The sequence below is a fragment of the Streptomyces sp. DvalAA-14 genome (genome assembly GCF_900091855.1).
Lineage (GTDB): Bacteria > Actinomycetota > Actinomycetes > Streptomycetales > Streptomycetaceae > Actinacidiphila.
Genome location: NZ_FMCH01000512.1, coordinates 1 through 18616, shown reverse-complemented (window position 1 = coordinate 18616; position 18616 = coordinate 1). Strand labels below are relative to the sequence as shown.

21 protein-coding genes are annotated in these 18616 nt (G+C 72.6%); 10 read left to right on the top strand and 11 right to left on the bottom strand.

The window, feature by feature from the left end:
- Positions 1-610: TetR family transcriptional regulator (locus GA0115240_RS27805; RefSeq protein WP_093740854.1), on the bottom strand; the 610-nt coding region annotated here is incomplete at its 3' end.
- 225 nt (positions 611-835) lie between these two features.
- On the opposite strand from GA0115240_RS27805, the gene GA0115240_RS27800 reads away from it, so the two are divergent.
- The 3 genes from GA0115240_RS27800 to GA0115240_RS27790 are packed head-to-tail and all read left to right on the top strand — an operon-like array spanning position 836 to position 4190.
- A complete protein-coding gene (locus tag GA0115240_RS27800) occupies positions 836-2359 on the top strand; it encodes a glycosyltransferase family 4 protein (protein ID WP_093740852.1) in 1524 nt (507 codons plus the stop codon).
- Complete coding sequence (locus tag GA0115240_RS27795; RefSeq protein WP_093740850.1) at positions 2359-3093, top strand: class I SAM-dependent methyltransferase; 735 nt, start codon at positions 2359-2361, stop codon at positions 3091-3093. The genes GA0115240_RS27800 and GA0115240_RS27795 overlap by 1 nt, the downstream gene beginning before the upstream one ends.
- Positions 3090-4190: a prenyltransferase gene (locus GA0115240_RS27790; protein WP_256070023.1), complete on the top strand. Its 1101-nt coding sequence runs from the start codon at positions 3090-3092 to the stop codon at positions 4188-4190. Before GA0115240_RS27795 ends, GA0115240_RS27790 begins: the two co-directional genes overlap by 4 nt.
- A gap of 17 nt (positions 4191-4207) precedes the next feature.
- On the opposite strand, the gene GA0115240_RS27785 is transcribed toward GA0115240_RS27790, so the two are convergent.
- From GA0115240_RS27785 to GA0115240_RS27770, 4 genes are all read right to left on the bottom strand, one after another.
- A complete protein-coding gene (locus tag GA0115240_RS27785) occupies positions 4208-4495 on the bottom strand; it encodes a hypothetical protein (RefSeq protein ID WP_093740848.1) in 288 nt (95 codons plus the stop codon).
- A 198-nt stretch (positions 4496-4693) separates the two neighbouring features.
- Positions 4694-5545, bottom strand: coding sequence for a hypothetical protein (locus tag GA0115240_RS27780; RefSeq protein WP_093740846.1), 852 nt, complete (start codon positions 5543-5545; stop codon positions 4694-4696).
- Between the two features lie 151 nt (positions 5546-5696).
- Positions 5697-6638, bottom strand: coding sequence for an N-acetylmuramoyl-L-alanine amidase (locus tag GA0115240_RS27775; RefSeq protein ID WP_256070022.1), 942 nt, complete (start codon positions 6636-6638; stop codon positions 5697-5699).
- A 186-nt stretch (positions 6639-6824) separates the two neighbouring features.
- On the bottom strand, positions 6825-7463 hold the full coding sequence (locus GA0115240_RS27770; protein WP_093740841.1) for a class I SAM-dependent methyltransferase: 639 nt from the start codon (positions 7461-7463) through the stop codon (positions 6825-6827).
- A 172-nt stretch (positions 7464-7635) separates the two neighbouring features.
- Between GA0115240_RS27770 and GA0115240_RS27765 the strand changes: the two genes are divergently transcribed.
- Positions 7636-9102: an MFS transporter gene (locus GA0115240_RS27765; protein ID WP_093740856.1), complete on the top strand. Its 1467-nt coding sequence runs from the start codon at positions 7636-7638 to the stop codon at positions 9100-9102.
- Positions 9103-9146: 44 nt separating this feature from the next.
- Here GA0115240_RS27765 and GA0115240_RS27760 read toward each other — a convergent pair whose 3' ends face one another.
- The 3 genes from GA0115240_RS27760 to GA0115240_RS27750 form a co-directional block, all read right to left on the bottom strand.
- Entirely contained in the window at positions 9147-9785 is a 639-nt protein-coding gene (locus GA0115240_RS27760) for a response regulator transcription factor (protein WP_093740840.1), read from the bottom strand.
- Between the two features lie 9 nt (positions 9786-9794).
- A complete protein-coding gene (locus tag GA0115240_RS35825; protein WP_107407222.1) occupies positions 9795-10037 on the bottom strand; it encodes a DUF6886 family protein in 243 nt (80 codons plus the stop codon).
- A 68-nt stretch (positions 10038-10105) separates the two neighbouring features.
- Complete coding sequence (locus GA0115240_RS27750) at positions 10106-10462, bottom strand: DoxX family protein (RefSeq protein ID WP_093740838.1); 357 nt, start codon at positions 10460-10462, stop codon at positions 10106-10108.
- A gap of 237 nt (positions 10463-10699) precedes the next feature.
- On the opposite strand from GA0115240_RS27750, the gene hemC reads away from it, so the two are divergent.
- On the top strand, positions 10700-11638 hold the full coding sequence (hemC, locus tag GA0115240_RS27745) for a hydroxymethylbilane synthase (RefSeq protein ID WP_093740836.1): 939 nt from the start codon (positions 10700-10702) through the stop codon (positions 11636-11638).
- A 54-nt stretch (positions 11639-11692) separates the two neighbouring features.
- On the opposite strand, the gene GA0115240_RS27740 is transcribed toward hemC, so the two are convergent.
- On the bottom strand, positions 11693-12142 hold the full coding sequence (locus GA0115240_RS27740; protein WP_141708985.1) for an ATP-binding protein: 450 nt from the start codon (positions 12140-12142) through the stop codon (positions 11693-11695).
- A gap of 129 nt (positions 12143-12271) precedes the next feature.
- Here GA0115240_RS27740 and GA0115240_RS27735 point away from each other — a divergent pair, with 129 nt between their 5' ends.
- The 4 genes from GA0115240_RS27735 to GA0115240_RS27720 all read left to right on the top strand — a co-directional run bounded on the left by GA0115240_RS27735 (position 12272) and on the right by GA0115240_RS27720 (position 14179).
- Complete coding sequence (locus tag GA0115240_RS27735; protein WP_093740832.1) at positions 12272-13108, top strand: helix-turn-helix domain-containing protein; 837 nt, start codon at positions 12272-12274, stop codon at positions 13106-13108.
- A complete protein-coding gene (locus GA0115240_RS27730) occupies positions 13105-13317 on the top strand; it encodes a DUF397 domain-containing protein (protein ID WP_093740830.1) in 213 nt (70 codons plus the stop codon). The genes GA0115240_RS27735 and GA0115240_RS27730 overlap by 4 nt, the downstream gene beginning before the upstream one ends.
- A gap of 26 nt (positions 13318-13343) precedes the next feature.
- On the top strand, positions 13344-13730 hold the full coding sequence (locus GA0115240_RS37290; RefSeq protein WP_176725188.1) for a hypothetical protein: 387 nt from the start codon (positions 13344-13346) through the stop codon (positions 13728-13730).
- A gap of 80 nt (positions 13731-13810) precedes the next feature.
- Entirely contained in the window at positions 13811-14179 is a 369-nt protein-coding gene (locus GA0115240_RS27720; protein ID WP_093740829.1) for a DUF2267 domain-containing protein, read from the top strand.
- A gap of 37 nt (positions 14180-14216) precedes the next feature.
- Here the strand turns inward: GA0115240_RS27720 and GA0115240_RS27715 are convergent, their stop codons facing one another.
- Both GA0115240_RS27715 and GA0115240_RS27710 read right to left on the bottom strand, forming a co-directional pair.
- The gene (locus tag GA0115240_RS27715) at positions 14217-15284 is read right to left on the bottom strand and encodes an LLM class oxidoreductase (protein WP_237555259.1); all 1068 of its coding nucleotides are present in this window, start codon (positions 15282-15284) and stop codon (positions 14217-14219) included.
- A gap of 185 nt (positions 15285-15469) precedes the next feature.
- Positions 15470-16789: a sensor histidine kinase gene (locus GA0115240_RS27710; RefSeq protein ID WP_093740826.1), complete on the bottom strand. Its 1320-nt coding sequence runs from the start codon at positions 16787-16789 to the stop codon at positions 15470-15472.
- Positions 16790-17224: 435 nt separating this feature from the next.
- Between GA0115240_RS27710 and GA0115240_RS27705 the strand changes: the two genes are divergently transcribed.
- Complete coding sequence (locus GA0115240_RS27705; RefSeq protein WP_093740825.1) at positions 17225-18475, top strand: NAD(P)/FAD-dependent oxidoreductase; 1251 nt, start codon at positions 17225-17227, stop codon at positions 18473-18475.
- Positions 18476-18616 lie beyond the last annotated feature (141 nt).

Genomic DNA, 18616 nt, shown 5'->3' with positions numbered 1-18616 from the left:
AGGTCACCAGCGCCGCGTGCCAGGTGTGCTCGATCACCCGCACCGCCGACAGGCAGGCCCCGCCCGGGCCCGCGTCCGGGGCGCCGCCGGCCGGTCCCATCGCGTCCACGATGATCGTCCTGGTCAGCCGGGAGACCGTGTCCACCTCGGCGCTCACCGACCGGTCGGCGAAGATCAGCGCCCTGACCATCGCGTCGGCGAGCTGCGGCTCGCGCTGGAGCGCCCGGAAGGCCCGGAGCAAGGTCTCGGCCACCCGGTCGGCGGGCGCGGTGGCGGCCGGCGGGCGCTTGCGCAGCGCCAGGTGCAGCAGGCCGAGCTGGTCCAGCATGGTGGCGACCAGCAGATGGATCTTGGACGGGAAGTAGCGGTAGAGGGTGCCCAGCGCGACGCCCGAACTCTCGGCGACCTCCCGCATCTGCACCGCGTCGAAGCCGCCCCCGCAGGCGAGCCGGGTGCTGGCGTCCAGGATGCGGCGGCGGCGGGCCTCCTGGCGCTCGGTCAGCGGGAGCGGCGACGCCTTGGCGTCGCTCCGGGCGCTCGCGCCGGCGCCCGCGGCCGGGCCGGTGGGCGTGCCCGCACCCGGGCCGGTGTGTGCCGTGCGTACTGCCATGCGTGCCGCCTCACCGCTGTCCTGCGCCGTCCGTGGCGCGCGTCCGTGATGGTCCGGCGGGTGCCGTGCAGCGCGTCGGCCGGGTGGTGCGCATCACCCGGAGGGCTCCCCGGAGACCGTCCGCCGCCGGGTAGATTCGCCTTCTGTACCATCAACTCTGAAACTTGTTCTAGATTAGCGCGACCGGTTGCGCTCCGGCCCAACCGCAGCGAGAAGGGGGTCTGCGTGACCTCACCAGGGGCCGCCAGCACCTCCGCCGCCTCGCCGGCACCGTCCGCGCCACTGCGCGTAGCGCTGCTCAGCTACAAGGGCAACCCCTACTGCGGCGGCCAGGGCGTCTACGTCCGGCACCTGTCCCGCGAACTCGCCGCGCTGGGCCACCGCGTCGAGGTGATCGGGGCCCAGCCGTATCCGGTCCTGGACGCGGTCGGCGCCGGCGTGACCCTCACCGAACTGCCGAGCCTCGACCTCTACCGGCAGCCCGACCCGTTCCGCACGCCGGGCCGCGGCGAGTACCGCGACTGGATCGACGCGCTGGAGGTCGCCACCATGTGGACCGGCGGCTTTCCCGAGCCGCTCACCTTCAGTCTGCGCGCCCGCCGCCATCTGGCCGCCAGGCGGGGCGACTTCGACGTGGTGCACGACAATCAGACGCTCGGCTACGGCCTGTTGGGCCTCGGACTGCCGCTGGTCACCACCATCCACCACCCGATCACGGTGGACCGCCGCCTCGAACTGGCCGCGGCCCCGCACTGGAAGCGGCGCCTCTCGGTACGGCGCTGGTACGGCTTCACGCGCATGCAGAAGCGGGTCGCGCGGCGGCTGCCGTCGGTGCTGACCGTGTCCGGCTCGTCGAAGGACGAGATCGCCGAGGACCTGGGGGTACGGCCCGACCGGATCCACGCGGTGCACATCGGCGCCGACACCCGGCTGTTCTCGCCCGACCCGGCGGTGGCCGAGGTGCCCGGGCGGATCGTCACCACCTCCAGCGCCGATGTACCGCTCAAGGGCCTGGTCTTCCTGGTCGAAGCGCTGGCGAAGCTGCGGGCGTCCCGGCCGGACGCCCATCTGGTGGTGGTCGGCAAGCGTCCCGACAAGGGCCCGGTCGCCGACGCGATCGCCGCCCGCGGGCTGGCCGGCGCCGTCGAGTTCGTCAAGGGCATCAGCGACGCGGAACTGGTGGATCTGATCCGCGGCGCCGAGGTGGCCTGCGTGCCGTCGCTCTACGAGGGCTTCTCGCTGCCCGCCGCGGAGGCGATGGCCACCGGCACGCCGCTGGTCGCCACCACCGGCGGCGCCATCCCCGAGGTGGCCGGCCCCGACGGCGAGACCTGCCTCGCGGTGCCCCCGGGCGACCCCGGCGCGCTGGCCGCCGCCCTGGACCGCCTGCTCGGCGACCGTGAACTGCGCCGCCGCCTCGGCGCGGCCGGCCGTGCCCGGGTACTGGCCCGCTTCACCTGGACCCGCGCGGCCCAGTCCACCGCGGAGCTCTACCGTGAGGCGATCGCGGCGCAGCGCGGCCCGGCGCCCCGCAAGGCCCCCGCGGCCCGGAGGACAGCGGCGGCCCGGACCGTCGGCCCGTCCGCCGCCCGGCCCGCCGCCGACCCCGCCGTCACAGCCGCAGCCGCAGCCGAAGCCGAAGCCGCACCGATGGAAACCGCCGTCGAGACCGCCGTCGAGACCATCGCCGAAACCGCCGCGGCAGCCGCCACCGCCGGAACGGGAACGCCCGTGGGGAGCAATCGCTGATGCTGACCGTCGACTTCACCCGCTTTCCGCTCGCCGCCGGCGACCGCGTGCTGGACCTCGGCTGCGGCGCCGGGCGGCACGCCTTCGAGTGCTACCGGCGCGGGGCCCGGGTGGTCGCCCTGGACCGCAACGGCGAGGAGATCCGCGAAGTCGCCAAGTGGTTCGCGGCGATGGCGGAGGCCGGGGAAGCCCCGGAGGGCGCCTCGGCGGTCGCCATGGAGGGCGACGCACTGCACCTGCCCTTCCCCGACGACAGCTTCGACGTGGTGATCATCTCCGAGGTGATGGAGCACATCCCCGACGACAAGGGCGTGCTCGCCGAGATGGTCCGCGTGCTGCGGCCCGGCGGCCGGATAGCGGTCACGGTGCCGCGCTACGGGCCGGAGAAGGTCTGCTGGGCGCTGTCCGACGCCTACCACGAGGTCGAGGGCGGCCACATCCGCATCTACCGGGCCGACGAACTCCTCGGCAAGATGCGCGAGGCGGGCCTGAAACCGTACGGCACCCACCACGCGCACGGACTGCACGCGCCCTACTGGTGGCTCAAGTGCGCGATGGGCGTGGACAACGACCAGGCGCTGCCGGTGAAGCTGTACCACAAGCTGCTGGTGTGGGACATCATGAAGAAGCCGCTGGCCACCCGGGCCGTGGAACAGGCGCTCAACCCGGTGATCGGCAAGAGCTTCGTGGCCTATGCGACCAAGCCGCGTCTGCCCGAGAGCGCGGTCAAGTGACCTGGTCCGACCAGGGGCAGGGCCAGGGCCAGGACAGCCGCGACAGCATCGAACGGCTGGCGCTGCCCGGTGTGCTCACCGCCGACCAGGCCGCCGGGACCGTCGCCGCCCTCGCCGCCGCGCAGCGCCCGAACGGCGCGATCCCGTGGTTCCCCGGCCACCACCTGGACCCGTGGGACCACGTCGAGGCGGCCATGGCGCTGGACGCGGCGGGCGAGCACGACCGGGCCGAGGCGGCGTACCGCTGGCTGGCCCGGCACCAGAACCCCGACGGCTCCTGGTACGCCGGCTATCAGGACGGCGACCCGGAACGGCCCACCGACCGGGGCCGGGAGTCCAACTTCTGCGCCTATCCGGCGGTCGGCATCTGGCACCACTACCTGGCCACCGGCGACGACGCGTTCCTGGACCGGATGTGGCCGCAGGTCTGCGCGGCCGTCGAGTTCGTGCTGGCGCTCCAGCAGCCGGGCGGGCAGATCGGCTGGAAGCGGGAATCGGGCGGCCGGGCGGTCACCGACGCGCTGCTGACCGGGAGTTCGTCGGTCCAGCACGCGCTGCGTTGCGCGCTGGCCATCGCCGAGCACCGTGAGGAGCCGCAGCCCGACTGGGAGTTGGCGGCCGGCGCGCTCGGCCACGCGATCCGGCGCCATCCGGAGCGGTTCTTGGACAAGAGCCGCTACTCGATGGACTGGTACTACCCGGTACTGGCCGGAGCGCTGCGCGGGCCGCGGGCCCTGGCCCGGATCGAGGAGGGCTGGGCACGCTTCGTCGTCCCCGGCCTCGGGGTCCGCTGTGTGCTGCCCAACCCCTGGGTGACCGGCGGCGAGAGCGCCGAACTCGCCCTGGCGCTGTGGGCGGTGGGGGAGTCGGACCGGGCGGTGCGGATCCTTGCCGACATCCAGCACCTACGGGCCGACGACGGCCTGTACTGGACGGGCTACGAGTTCGAGAACCGCGAGGTGTGGCCGGTCGAGCGCACCACCTGGACGGCGGGCGCCATGATATTGGCGGTGGCCGCGCTCGGGGGGGACGAGGCGACCACCGCCGTCTTCGGTGGCGAGAGGCTGCCGGACGGCTTGGCGCCCGACTGCTGCTGAGCAAAAAAGGCGAACTGTCAGGCCCGGTTCACCCGGCCCGCGATGGCGTGCGCGACCAGCAGGTACACCGCTGCCGGCAGACCGTAGTTGAGAACCGTGCGCCACTTGAGGTTGTGCACGGTGAAGAGGTCCTTCGACCATCCCGCCAGCCAGTTGGCCGAGTGGTGAACCCAGTCGACCAAGTCGTTCGCGCGGTTGGCGTCGAAGACGAAGAAAAGGATCCAAAGGATCAGGATCAATGCAGCGATGTCTGCGGCGATGAGAATGATCACCGCGGCGGGGTTGCCGCCATACCGTCTGGCCATGACCAACGCATTGCCCCGAAAGAGTGATTGAAACGCGCGCCGGGTGGCGAGAAAAGCGCAGCTCGCATCGCAGAGCGCCCCCCGGACCGACGGACCTCGGACGCGGCACGACGACGGCGGCCGGCCACCCCCGAGGTACGGGGTGGCCGGCCGCCGGAATCAGGAGTCGGCCGGGACCGGAGGGTCAGCCGCCAGCTGTCAGCCGCGCTGGATGCCGCTGCTGTCCTGCAGCACACCGCGCCGCCCGTCCTGGGTCTGGGCGATCAGCGAGGGCCCGTGCTGGTCCACCGCCAAGTACCACGTGCCGGGGGTGAGTTCGGCGATCTGGTTGCCCGTGCCGTCCTCCGAGTACAGCGGGCGCGGCACCGGCACCGCGAACCAGAAGGCGGTGAAGTCACTGCTCGGCGCGGGAGCCGCGGCGGCCTGCTGCGGGGCGGCGGCACCGTAGGGCGCCTGCTGCTGGCCACCGTGGCCGTAGGACGGGTCGACGGACTGCGCGCCGCCCGGGTAGCCGTAACCGGCCTGCTGCGGACCGGCCCCGTACGGCTGCGCCTGGCCGGGCAGCGAGGCGCCGGTCCCGTACGGCTGGGCGGCGGCCGGCTTCGGAGCGGGCAGCAGCGGCGCCTTCAGCGCGGGCAGCCGGTTGGACAGCGGGGCGGCGACGGCGATGACCACGCCGAAGAGCAGCGTGAGCCAGTTGCCCGCGCCCTTGCTGAGACCGTCCGGGTTGTCGAACAGCGTGGCCCACACGGCCGTCCAGCCGACGAACAGGGAGATCGCCACGGCCCACTGCTCAAGGCTCAGGCCCAGCAGCTGGCGGCCGGCGAACTGCCCCGAGCGCGCCAGGAAGACGGCGGCAGCGGCCACCAGCGCGGCCAGCGTCACCGACGGCAGGGTGGGGAAGAAGTCCGAGTGCCACAGGTTCCGGGAGGACTCCGCGCCCGCGAAGGACACTTTGTAGCTGAAGAACGGCAGGAACGAGGCGATCAGGAGCAGCACCGCTGCTCCGATCACCGCGCCGTCACCTCGGGTCAGGGAGCGGATGTTCACGTCAGGTCCTGTCCTTCGTAGTTCGGTTCGTTCGGTGGTTACGGAGCTGGGCGGTGCCCCATGGTACGGCGGTGATCATGGCCGGGGGCAGGGAGTGTGACCATTGGTGCACGATCCCTACCGGACCGCTACCGTCGTGTCACCCCTCGGGTCACCCCTTGCCTCGGGACGCGTCCTCGACAAACGTGGTCAGGCCGTCGGCGATGCCCAGCGCAGCGTCCTGCCGCCAGGCGGGGTCCGTCAACGCCTTGGCGTCGTGGGCGTTGCGCATGTTGCCGCACTCGATGAACACCTTCGGGACCGTGGACATGTTGAGGCCGCCGAGGTCGCTGCGGACCATCAATCCCTTGCCGCCGCCGAGGTAGTCGGCGAACGGCTCCTTGGTCGCGGCGGCGAAGGCCGCGCGCAGCGTGGTGGCCAGCCGGTAGGAGGGGGCGGCGATCGCCCGGGTGTCCGCGCCGCCGACGTGCATCGACGTGGGTGCGATCACATGGAAGCCGTAGTCCGCCGTCGGGGCGCCGTCCGCGTGGATCGACAACGCCGCGTCGGCGCGCGCCTGGTTGCCGATCCGGGCGCGCTCGTCCACGCAGGGGCCGTACGCCCGGTTGCCGTCCTGGGTCAGGATCACCTTCGCCCCGCGGGCGGTCAGCAGCGCGCGCACCCGGCGGGAGACGTCCAGGGTGTACTGGGCCTCCGGGTAGCCGGCGTTGGTCTCGGTGCCGGTGGTGTCGCACTCCTTGCGGCCGTTGCCGACGTTCACCTTGCGGTTGATCTCGGCGGTGTGCTCGTAGTTGGTCGGATTGTGGCCCGGGTCGATGACGATCACCCGGCCGGCCAGCGGAAGCGTTTCTGCGGTCCGGCCGGAAGCGGTGGGTCTCCCGCCGGCCGAGGGTCGTGCGGCCGTCGCTGTCGGCTTTCCGGTGGCCGGCCGCGCACCGTCCGCGGTGGCCGTCTGCAGGCTGCCGACCGAACCGGCGTCCGGATGCCCGGAAGCGGAGCCGGAGCCGCAGCCCGCGAGGCACGCTGCCGTCGCGGCCACCGCGATGAGGAGGGGAGCGCCGCGTCCGCCCCCGCGTGACTCGTTGCTGAACACGCCCGTGACTCTATCCGCCCTCCCTGGGCGCCCGCATCGCCCCCGGGAGGATGCCAGGCCGCGAGCCCGCGACCGCGCCCGCCGCGGACTTCGGGCCGGGCCCGCCGGACACGGACCCCGACAGGGATCGGACAGGGACCGGACTGGGAACGGACAGGGATCGGACTGGGAACGGACAGGGCGCGGTCACACCGTGAGGTCGCCCGCGGCCCGGCGCAGCACCCGCAGCGAGCGCAGCGCCGACACCTCGGTGAACACCCCCGACGCCAGGGCCCGCTGATGGATCCGGTACGGCGCCTGCCCGCCGTCCGCCGGGTCCGGGAACACATCGTGGATCACCAGCAGACCGCCCACCGCGACCAACGGCGCCCACCCCTCATAGTCGGCGCCGGCATGCTCGTCGGTGTGCCCGCCGTCGATGAAGACCAGGCCGAGCGGCTGCCGCCACAGCTTCGCGACCTGCGGCGACCGCCCCACGATCGCGACCACGTACTCCTCCAGGCCGGCCGCGAAGAGCGTCCGGCGGAATTCGGGCAGGGTGTCCGTCCGACCGGTGGCCGGGTCGACGAGCGAGCTGTCGTGGTACTCCCAGCCCGGCTGCTGCTCCTCGCTGCCCCGGTGGTGGTCCACCGTGACCGCGACCGTGCCGGCGCTCGCGGCGGCGTCCGCCAGCAGCAGCGTCGAGCGCCCGCAGTACGTACCCACCTCCAGCAGCGGCAGCCCCAGACCGGCCGCGGCCTCCCGCGCGGCGGCGTACAGGGCCAGCCCCTCGTCCAGCGGCATGAAACCCTTGGCGGCCTCGAACGCCGCGAGCACATCGGTCATGGCGCCCACCCTACGAACCCGCCGCCCGCCCCCGGGCCACCGCCCCGCACCCGCCGAAGGGCCGGCCGGCCGGCGAGCTGGGCCCGGGCCGGCCGCCCGGTGCGGCCGTCCCGGCCGGTGTAGGACAAAATCCCGATAGCCCCGGTCCGATGCGGACGGCAGCATGGGGGCCATGACCGAACTCGTAGGACAGCGCACACCCACCGGACGCGGACGATACGGCCGGAGGTCCGGGGTGTCGCCGGCCTGGGCCGTCCTGCTGGCGGTCTGCGCCGGGCAGTTCCTGGTGGTCCTGGACGTGTCGGTGGTCAATGTGGCGCTGCCCTCGATGCGGACGGCCCTCGGACTCAGCGAGAGCGGCCAGCAATGGGTGGTCAACGCCTACGCGCTCACCTTCGCCGGTTTCCTGCTGCTCGGCGGCCGGGCCGCCGACCTCTACGGCCGCAAGCGCGTCTTCCTCACCGGCCTGGCCGTCTTCACCCTGGCCAGCCTGGCCGGCGGGCTCGCCCAGGACTCGTGGATGCTGATCAGCGCCCGCGCCGTGCAGGGCCTCGGCTCCGCGGTGCTCGCCCCCACCACGCTGTCCATCCTCACCACGTCCTTCCCCGAAGGCCCGGCCCGGATCCGGGCGATCGGCACCTGGAGCGCGGTCGGCGCGGGTGGCGGCGCGGCGGGCGCCCTGGTCGGCGGACTGCTCACCGACTACCTGTCCTGGCGCTGGGTTCTGCTGGTCAACGTGCCGGTCGGCGCTCTGGTGCTGGGGTGCGCCGCCTGGTGCCTCACCGAGAGCCGGGCCGCCTCCGGCCGCAAACTCGACATACCCGGCGCGGTCCTGGTGACCACCGGAGTCGCCGCCCTCGCCTACGGCATCGCCGAGACCGAGTCGCACGGCTGGACCTCGGCGCGGTCGCTCGGACCGATCCTCGGCGGGCTCGCCGTCCTCGCGCTGTTCATCACCGTGGAGGCCCGTACCGACCAACCCCTCATGCCGCTGCGCCTGTTCACGGTCCGCTCGGTGTCCGCGGCCAACACGGTGCTGCTCGCCAGTGGCGCCGCGACCTTCTCCACCTGGTACTTCCTGTCCCTCTACATGCAGAACGTGCTGCACTACAGCCCGGTGCGGACCGGCCTGTCCTTCCTGCCGCACACCGTCTGCATCATCATCGGCTCCAAACTGGCCCCCCGGCTGATGGGACACCTGGACGCGCGGCTGATCGGCCTGGCCGGCGGCCTCACCGCGGCGGCCGGCCTGGCCTGGCAGAGCACCCTGACCGCGCACGGCACCTTCGCCGGCACCATCCTCGGCCCCGGCATGCTCACCATGTTCGGCGCGGGCCTGCTGATGACCCCGATCGCGGCGGCGGCCACCTCCGGCGTCGGCCTCGGCGAACAGGGCCTGGTCTCCGGCCTGCTCAACACCTCCCGCCAACTGGGCGGCGCACTCGGCCTGACCGTCCTGGCCACGGTGGCAGCCGACCGCATCTCCGCCCGCAGCGGCTCCGGCCCGGTCACCGCCCAGGCGCTCACCTCGGGTTACGCGACGGCCTTCCTGCTCGGCGCGGCGTTCCTGGCAGCCGGCAGCTGCCTGATCCTCCTGCTGCCCAATCCGACACCCAAGCCGGTGGTGCGGGTGGCGTAGCCGGGCCCCGGCGGTGGGCAGGGTGCGCGCAGCGGTCCGCTTTCCTACAGCCAGCCGTTCTGGCGGGCCGTCCGGACCGCTTCCATCCGGTTGCGGGTGCCGGTCTTGCCGATCGCGGCCGACAGGTAGTTGCGCACGGTCGACTCCGACAGGAACACCCGGCCGGCGATGTCCGCGACGGTCGCGCCGTCGGCCGCCGCGTTGAGCACGTCCTGCTCGCGCGGGGTCAGCGGGCTCGGTCCCGCGCTCAACGCGGCGGCGGCCAGCGCCGGATCGATCACCCGCTCCCCGCGCAGCACCCGGCGGATGGTGTCCGCCAACTCCTCCACCGGCCCGTCCTTGACCAGGAATCCGGCCGCCCCCGCCTCCATCGCCCGCCGCAGATAGCCGGGCCGCCCGAACGTCGTCAGGATCAGCACCTTGCAGGCCGGCAGCCGCTCCCGCAGCTCGGCGGCGGCGTCCAGCCCGCTGCGGCCCGGCAGTTCGATGTCCAGCAGCGCGACATCCGGCCGCGCCGCCAACGCCTCCGGCACGATCCGGTCGCCGGCCGGCACCTGGGCGACCACCTCGATGTCGTCCTCCAGATCGAGCAGCAGGGCGAGCGCGCCGCGCATCATGCCCTGGTCCTCCGCGAGCAGCACACGGATCGCGGGCCCGGACGGCTCACCTGCGATGTCGGTCATGCCCCGAGACTAGCCGGGGGCCCCGGCGGGGCGGGGCGGCCACCGGGTCGGCTCCCCGGCCGCGATCCGGGGCCCGCCGCCGGGCCTGATCGCGTTCCGCAGCCGGATGCCGCTGAATCCCAGCGTGCTGGTGATCACCGCGTCCCAGAAGTCCGGGAGGGTGTCGAGAAGCCGCAGTTGGATGCCGGCCTCCCGGTGGAGCCGCAGCAGATCGCCGACAGGCTCGGCCGGCCCGAGCGGCTCGACCCGCACGCTCCGGTTCTACCGCGGAACGCCGCCCGGTGGGCAGAGCGCTCACAGCGGGTCAGCGGGTCAGCGGGTCACCAGGCACCGTGATGGAGCAGGCCCAGCACCAGGGCGGCCACCGCGGTGAGGAGAAACACGATTCCGCCTGCGATGTCGCGGGAGCCCACCCGCAGGTGGGCGATGATGGCGCCGATGAAGTACAGCACCAGGCCGGCGGCGGCGAGGGTCCCCAGGAGCGGCACGGCGAGCCCGGCCAGCAGTCCCACGGTGCCCGCTGCCAGCAGCGTGCCCAGCACCGGTACCCATGTCCGGGACAGGCCCTTCATGTCCACCTGAGCCTTGGGGTATTCATGGCCGATCAGGTAGGTGACCGAGGCGGCACCATTGAAGACCGCGCCGAGGATGGTGACCGTGACATAGGCGGCTAACACGATTTCTCCGCTTCTGTGGGGAATTGCGTGGCTGAGCACTCCGTTGTGGGATGTGATTCCCCTCGATGACACACCGGAGACTCGATGTGTGACACCGGTTGGCAACCGGGTGCGGGGGAGCGGCAGATGGACACGGGCAGCGGCGAGCCGGTTGTTCCGACGTCGTGTCCGTAAAAACAGTTCGCCAGGGCGCGTAATCTGGCGTGCATCGCCTTCAGGCTCGGGGAGTCGGTCACCGTGGCTCATTTTCTCGTCGGCTCGCGCGCCAGCAGCCTCGCGAAAGCGCAAGTGCGGGAATACCTGCGTCCTCTGCGCGAGCGCTTCCCTGATGTCACCTTTACGCATCGGGTGATTCTGGAAGGAGGCGACGGAGACCGTAAGTCGCGGATCTCCAAGGTGACGGCGGTCACCGGTGGATCGGCATTCAGTACGGAACAGGAAGCGGCCTTGTCGCGGGGTGACGTGGACGTGGTCGTCCACTCGCTGAAGGACCTTCCGACGTCCCATCCCCCCGGCCTGGTGCTGCTTCCGCCGCCCGGACGGGAAGACGTGGCCGATGCCCTCTGCGGCTCGACGCTCGCCGGATTGCGGAAGGGCGCGAAAGTCGGCACGGGCGCCCCTCGCCGAGTCGCGCAACTCCTCGCGGTACGGCCTGATCTGCGGATCGTTCCGATTCGTGGGAACGTCCCGCCTCGCCTGAAGAAGATCGAGACGGAAGGTCTGGATGCGGTTGTCCTCGCGGTGGCAGGGCTCCGCCGGCTCGGCCTGGACGACGCCATCGGTGAGGTGCTGCCGCTCGACCTGTTCCCGCCGAGCCCCGGTCAGGGCGCATTGGGGATCCAGGTCCGCGAGGACAACGCGGCCGTACGCGCGGTCCTTTCCACCGCGGGCGACACCACGGTCGACGCCCGGGTGCGGGCAGAGCGCGCATTCCTCGCCGAGTTGCACGGCGGATGCAGCGTGCCGGTGGGTGCTTATGCCGAGGCGATGCCGGGCGGAGACTTGCGACTGTTCGGGCAAGTGACGTCGCTGGACGGCACCGAGCGCATTTCGGGCGGCCGAACCGGACCGGCGGCCGACCCCGAAAAGCTCGGTTCGACATTGGCCGCCGAATTCATCGAACAAGGCGCGCACGTGATCCTCGACGCGGCGCGAACCGCGATAGCGCTCCACTGAGTTGTCGGGCGGTGTCGAGTGCCGCACAGGTGATGCTCGCTGTCGACGTGGGGGTCAAGTGGCGCGGCACAGCGCCCAGACGACCTTGCCGGGGCCCTCGCGTTCGATCACGCCCCACTGCTGCTCGGTGATCGCGTCCACGATCGCGAGGCCGCGACCGCCCACGTCGGTCGGGGACGCGGTGACCACGGTCGGCAGGCGTTCGGCGCGGGCGTCGTGGACCTCGATCAGGACGCCGGCGGCGACCCGGGTGACGCTGACACCGATGGAACGGCCGTCCACGCGCCCGTGCTTCTGCGCGTTGCTCATCAGCTCCGCCAGCACCAGCGAGGCCGCATCGGTCAGTTCGGGCAGGAGCCAGTCGGCGAGCTTTTGTGCGAGCGTGTGGCGAGCCTGGTTCACCCCCCGGGCAGTGGCGGGCCACAGCCGCTGCGGCGGGGTGTAGGGCCGTGGCGGTGACGGGGGTTCATGGTGGGAGACCACCGCCCCTGCCTGTACTTCCATGTGATGAACCTCTCCGAATCGCATGCCGTGCCCGGCTGGCTGCTCCTAGGCTGTCGCGCGACGACGGAGAGTGGTAGGCCCGTCGGATGGACGCTGCCACCTGTCTCACACGCTCTGGAGGCGAGCCTGATGAGTGTCACAACCGAGCATCCCGATCTGACCGATCCCGCGATGTCGCCGCTACGGCATTTCGGCAAGGAAGTACGCATCGAGCGCGAGCGGTTGGGCATCTCCCGCGCCGATCTCGGCAAGGCCGCCCACTGCGGCTACTCGCTGGTCGCCAAGATCGAGCAGGGCGAGCGCCTGCCGGCGCTGGACTTCGCGGAGGCGTGCGACCGGGTTTTCCCGACGGCGGGCGGCAGATTCGTACGGCTGTGGCCGCTGATCATCAAGTACGCGTATCCGTCATGGTTCCGGCCGTTCGTGGAGTTGGAGGCGGTCGCGATGGGGATCCGGTCCTTCCAGGTGCAGGTGGTGCCGGGCTTGCTGCAGACGGAGGCATACGCCCGCGCCGTGCTGGGGGCGGTCCGGCGGAGCGCGGAAAGCGTCGAGCACATGGTCGCGGCCCGGCTGCAACGGCAGCGCATCCTCGCCCGGGATAAGCCGCCGGAGCTCTGGGTGGTGCTGGACGAGAACGTGCTGCGCCGTCAACTCGGGAGTCGCGCGGTCTTTGCCGAGCAACTCGAGAGGCTGCTGGAGGAGGGCGATATCCCCAGCACGGTCATCCAGGTGGTTCCGTTCTCCGTGGGCGTTCATGCCGGGCTGGAGGGGCCGTTCGCCGCACTGACGATGGATGAGGGGCCGGATGTCGTCTACATGGATGGCTTCAGCCGGGGCCACATTCTGGCCGATCCAGCCGACGTGAAGGCGGCGCTGCGGGTCTATGATCTCCTCACCGCCATGGCGCTCTCCCCTGGCGCGTCACGTGACCTGATCCATTCCACTCTGAAGGATCTGAGCCCATGAGCACCGCACACGGCCTGCCGGCAGCGGCATGGCGAAAGTCCTCCTACAGCAGTAGCAACGGCGGTGACTGCGTCGAGGTCGCGGCCGGCGTCCCCGGCCTCGTCCCGGTCCGGGATTCCAAGGACCCCGAGGGTCCGGCCCTCGCCTTCACCCCGGCGGCCTGGGCCGCCTTCCTCGCCGAGGTGAAGTCCGGGAACCTCCCCGCCTGAGGCCCGCCGCCGTGAAGAATGGCGGCATGCCCTCGCGATGGTCGGTGCGCTCCCGCAACTCGGTGTTGTCCATCTGCTCATCGGAGTCGGTGCTGTCGATCGGCTCGACGGGGTCCGCCCTGTCCATCGGCTCATGCGCGTCCTTCGCCTCGATCGGCTCCTTCGCGTCGGCGATGTCGGCCTTCTCGGCGGGCTCGTTCCAGTCGTTCTCCTCCGCGCTGTCCGGGCAGTCCAACCATTCGGTCCTGTCCTGGCAGTCCAACGGCGCCGTCCGGGCCCGACGCGCCCAGGGCCCCCTCCGTATCTCGGTGACGGTCGCCGTGGGCGCCGTCGTGATCGCGTCGACCACCGCTTGGTGGCTCACGAAGCGCGCGTCCCGCGACGGGGTGCAACCATGGTCAGAGCCTGCTTGAGCGCGGGGAGCGCCGGCGGGCAGGTGCGGGTGAAGGGGCGGGGGCGCTCGCGCATTCCTCCACCGAGAAGAGGGCGATCGATGGACTTCCCGGAATTCGTTCAGGCGGTGGTCACGCGCACGGGTCTCTCGCGTGAGGAAGCCGCCGACCTCAGCCGAGCCACTGTTGAGCTTCTGGGCCACATGCTCAGTTCCGGCGAGGCGCGCGACTTCTCCGTCGAATTGCCCGAAGAACTGGCCGGGTATGTCCGTGAAGGGGTCAAGCGCCAGGAGCGGATCCCGCTCTACGAGGCGGTGCGCCGGATCCAGGAGCGGGTCGGCCTGTCCGAGCCCGAGAGCGACCGGGGCATCCGGGCCGTGCTGGCGACGCTGCGCGAGGCGGCCGGCGAGGAGGAGTTCTCCAACGCGATGTCGCAGATCGGCCACGAGTATCTCCAGGTGATCTCGTAGCCCCGAGCCCCGATCGGACGGCCCGCCCGCACCCGGCTCACACCCCCGGCCGCACTTTGGAGCGTCGGCCCTTCTGGGGTTCCGCCGTGCGGCCGGGCGGGAAGTCCGGCAGTACGTACTCGGCCAGCTCGTCGATCACCTCGGCGACCGGGCGGCGGCTCTGCTTGAAGTTGATCATCAGCTGGTCGACGCCCATGCCCTGCCAGGCGTGCAGCATCTCCAGGAAGGTCGTGCGGCCCACCGCGTAGCCCTGGTGGATGCGGCGGGGAAGCGCCAGCGGGTTCTCACTCAGATCCAGGGAGGTGGCCTGGGCGTACGGCTTGAAGCCGCGGCTGCCGTCGCCGGCGTCCTCGCCGGTCAGCTCGCGCCACCTGCGGATGTTCTCCGCCTGCTCCTGGAACGGCGGGGTGTAGTACAGCCAGCCGTCGGTGTTCGCGGCGATCCAGTCGACCTCCTGCCGGCCGCGCCCGGTCATCAGCACCGGGATCCGCCCGTGCACCGGCTTGGGCAGCAGGTCGGTGCCCTGCATCCGGCCGAGCGGTGAGTCGATGTCGGGGAAACGGGTCTCCAGCGCCGCCCGGAAGTAGGCCAGTGACTGGCGGAAGGTCTCGGCGCGGGCCTCGATGTCCTGCCCGAAGGCCGGGAACTCGACCGGCCGGTCCCCGGTGGCGACGCCGAGCAGCAGCCGCCCGCCGGACAGCTGGTCCACCGAGGCGGCAGCCTTGGCGGTGTGCAGGGGGTGCCGGAGCGGGAGCACGGCGCTGGCCGTACCGAGCGTGACCGCACTGGTGCCGGCGGCGAGATGGCCCAGGTAGACCCAGGGGTCGAGGACCTGGCCGGCGTCGCCGAACTGCGGATCCAGCAGCGGCACGTCCCGCACCCACACCGACGCGAAGCCGGCCCGCTCCGCCCGCTGGACCATCTCGGTGTGCCGGGTCAGTGTCGGCACCGGACCGCTGTAGCCCTCCAGCGGCGTGATGGCCCCGACCGTCATCTTCCCGCCACCGGGAAAAGCTCTGGCCATGGCCAGGTGTTCGGCAAACGGCCGCTGGTGCTGGCCTTCGAGGTCTACGGGGCCGCTGGGGGGCGGTGTGGGTCCGGTCATGGGGATCCTCCCGGGATTGCGGGTCCGGGGTGCGGTCTGCGCGGACGGGGCCACAGGGGATTCGGCTCACGGTGCGGGCGGGCGCCTGGTGTGAGCCGCCCGTCGCCGGCCGGGGCCCGGCCCGCGGGCCCCTCCCTTCCATTGTCGGGGGCACCGGCCGATCCGACCGCTCGGGAGGACGCCGATCAGGCCGGGGTCTCCTCCTCCACCGGGCTCTCCTCCTCCACCGGGAGGACCGCTGCGACGCGGAAGCCGCCGCCCGGGGCCGGGCCGCAGGAGAGGGAGCCGCCGGCCGCGGCGAGGCGTTCGGTCAGGCCGCGCAGGCCGGTGCCGGTGCCGGTGCCGGTGTGGGGCGGGGCAGGCGCGGGCGCGGGCGCGGGGGAGCCGCAGCCGTTGTCGGTGATGGTCAGGTGGGCCCGGCCGCCGGCGCTGCTCAGGTCGATACGGGTGCGGGAGGCGCCGCTGTGGCGGACGACGTTCGTGACGCCCTCACGGACCACCCAGCCGAGCAGTGCCTCGGTCTGCGGCGGGAGCGGGGGGCCGGATTCCTGGACGACCACCTCGATGTCGGAGGCGGTCAGCGCTGACCGGGCCCGGTCGAGTTCGGTGGACAGACTGCCCTCCCGGTAGCCGGTGACCGCCTCGCGGATCTCGGTCAGGGCCTGGCGGCCCACCGACTCGATGTCGCCGATCTGGGTCAGGGCGGCGTCGATGTCGCGGGGGGCCAGACGGCGGGCGGCCTCGGACTTCACCACGATCACGGACAGGGTGTGGCCGAGCAGGTCGTGCAGGTCGCGGGAGAACCGCATCCGCTCCTCGGCGACGGCGGCCCGGGCCAACTGCTGCCGGGTGTCCTTGAGCTGGGCCACCGCGTGGAAGAGGGTGATGATCACCGACACCACCAGGCCGGACAGGAACGTGCCGTACGCCAGGCTCGCGGTGCTCCAGAAACCCTCGTGGTGCACGCTCGCGCTGACACCGGCCGCCACGCTCAGCGGGATCAGCATCAGCCCGAGTCGCTGCCGGCTCCTGGACACGCTGCCGACGCCCAGCGAGACCAGCACGAACAGAACGATGAAGTTGCCGCCGTAGCCGATCGCCAGCGCCAAGGTGAGGCAGGCCAGCGCAGCCAGCAGCCGGCCGGGCACCGGGCCCGATCCGTACCGCCGGGAGAAGGCGGTACGGATCGTGCTGATGTAGAGGACGCAGAAGGCGACCACGCCGGCCCCGGCCAGCCAGGGCAGCGCGCACTTGCCGTTCAGGATGTCGGCCGTGGGGCCGGTGACCGTCAGCAGCCAGGGGATCAGGGCGTTGCCGTCCGGGCCCTTGAGGCGTTCGATCTCCTGGTCGAAGTCGCGAACGGGCCCCGCCCCGCCCCGCCACCACCTCCGGCGGCAGCTCGGCTCCTTGGCCGCCGCGGAGGCGGCCGGCGCACCCGACGCGTCTCCCGGAGGGGCCGCCGCGCCCAGGTCCACCGCGCCCAGTCCCACGCCCTTCACCGTCATCGCGATCCCCGTCCCCGTTTCCGCCTCTGTGCCTGTCCCTGTCTCCGCCGGCTGTACGCGAAGCAGGCGCGACCGGCCAGAACCAGCAGTCATCCGGCGAGCACCGCCACCGTACCGAGACCGCGGGCACGCCTGTCCGGACGGCTCCCGCCCGCTCCCACCCGCTCCCCAGGGTTCGCCGGGGCGCCGGGTCGGCAGCGGCGCGATGGTGGTGGATCTCCGGCGCCGAACCGTTCGGCTGCTGTCATCCTTGCCATGCCCACGACGGTACGGAGCGGCGCGGGGGCGCGGCAGAGGGGAATGTCCACGAGCCGGCAGGACAAATGTCACGGGTGCCGGGCACGACCGGTCGGGGAGCGGCCCCGCTCCGCCAACCGGGGGGTACTCGGGGCGGACGCGCGCTTCCGCGCTCCGCCCGGGGGTACGCAGTACGGCATGGCGGACGTGGTGGTGGTCGGGGCGGGGCTGGCCGGACTGGCCTGTGCGGGAGATCTGTCGGCGGCCGGTCTCGACGTACGGGTGCTGGAGGCGTCCGACGCGGTCGGCGGGCGGATGCGGACCGATGTGCGCGACGGCTTCCGGTTCGACCGCGGCTTCCAGGTGTTCAACACCTCCTACCCGCAGGTGAAGCGCCGGGTGCGGCTGCGGGAGCTGCGGCCCCGGCCCTTCACGCCCGGAGTGCTGCTGCACACCCCGCGCGGGCGGCTGCGGTTCGTCGACCCGACGCGGCGGCCGGGCGACGCGGGGGACCTGGTCCCGGGGCGGCTGGCGTCCCCCCGCGACCTGGCCGCGCTGGCGATCCTCGGTGGGCGGGACCTGCTCACGCCGCCCCGGCTGATCAAGAAGACCACGGACCGCACCACGCTCACCGCGCTGGCCGACGCCGGGATCTCGGCCGACCTGGTGGAGACCCTCTTCCGGCCGTTCCTGGCCGGGGTCTTCCTGGAGGACGAGCTCGAGACCTCCAGCCGCTTCTTCCACCTGGTGTGGCGGTCGATGCTGCGCGGCACCCTCTGCCTGCCGGCGGACGGCATCGGCGCGGTGCCGCAGCAGCTCGCCGCGAATCTGCCGCCCGGCGCGGTACGGCTGGAGACGCCGGTACGCGAGCTGACCGACGACGGGGTGCTGCTGGCCGACGGGCGGGAGGAGGCGGCGCCCGCCGTGGTGGTGGCCACCGGGCCGGCGGCCGCCGCGGATCTGCTGCCGGACCTGCCGCTGGCGCCGACCCGCTCGGTCACCACCTATTACCACGCCGCCCCGACCTCGCCGCTGGCCGAACCCACCCTGCTCACCGACACCGCGCGGCGCGTGCTGAACACGGTCGTGCTGAGCGAGGTCGCCCCCACCTACAGTCCCGACCGCCGCGCCCTGGTGTCCACCTCGGTCCTCGGCACCTCCGGCGTGCCGTCCGAGGCGGAGGTGCGCCGCAGCCTCGCCGAGCTGTATGAAACGGACACGGCCGAGTGGGAGCCGCTCGCCGAGTACCGCGTCCCCCAGGCGCTGCCCGCGATGCCCCCGCCCTGGCGGCTGACCCGCACCACCCGCCAGGCCCCCGGCCGCTACCTCTGCGGCGACCACCGGGCCACCGGCTCCGTCCAGGGCGCACTGGCCTCCGGCACCCGGGCGGCCCGCGAGATCCTCACCGACCTGAGCGCCGACCTGAGCCCGGCGCCGCCGCTGGCCTGACGGCCCGTCAGCCGCCGTCCGCGCCGGGGTCGCCGCGGGTCCGTACCGCGGGCCGCGCCGCCGCGCTGCGGCGCGCCGAGGCATGCCGTCGCGGACGCCGTGGTGGGGGCGGGCTCGCCTGTCGTGCCCCGGGTGCGGGGG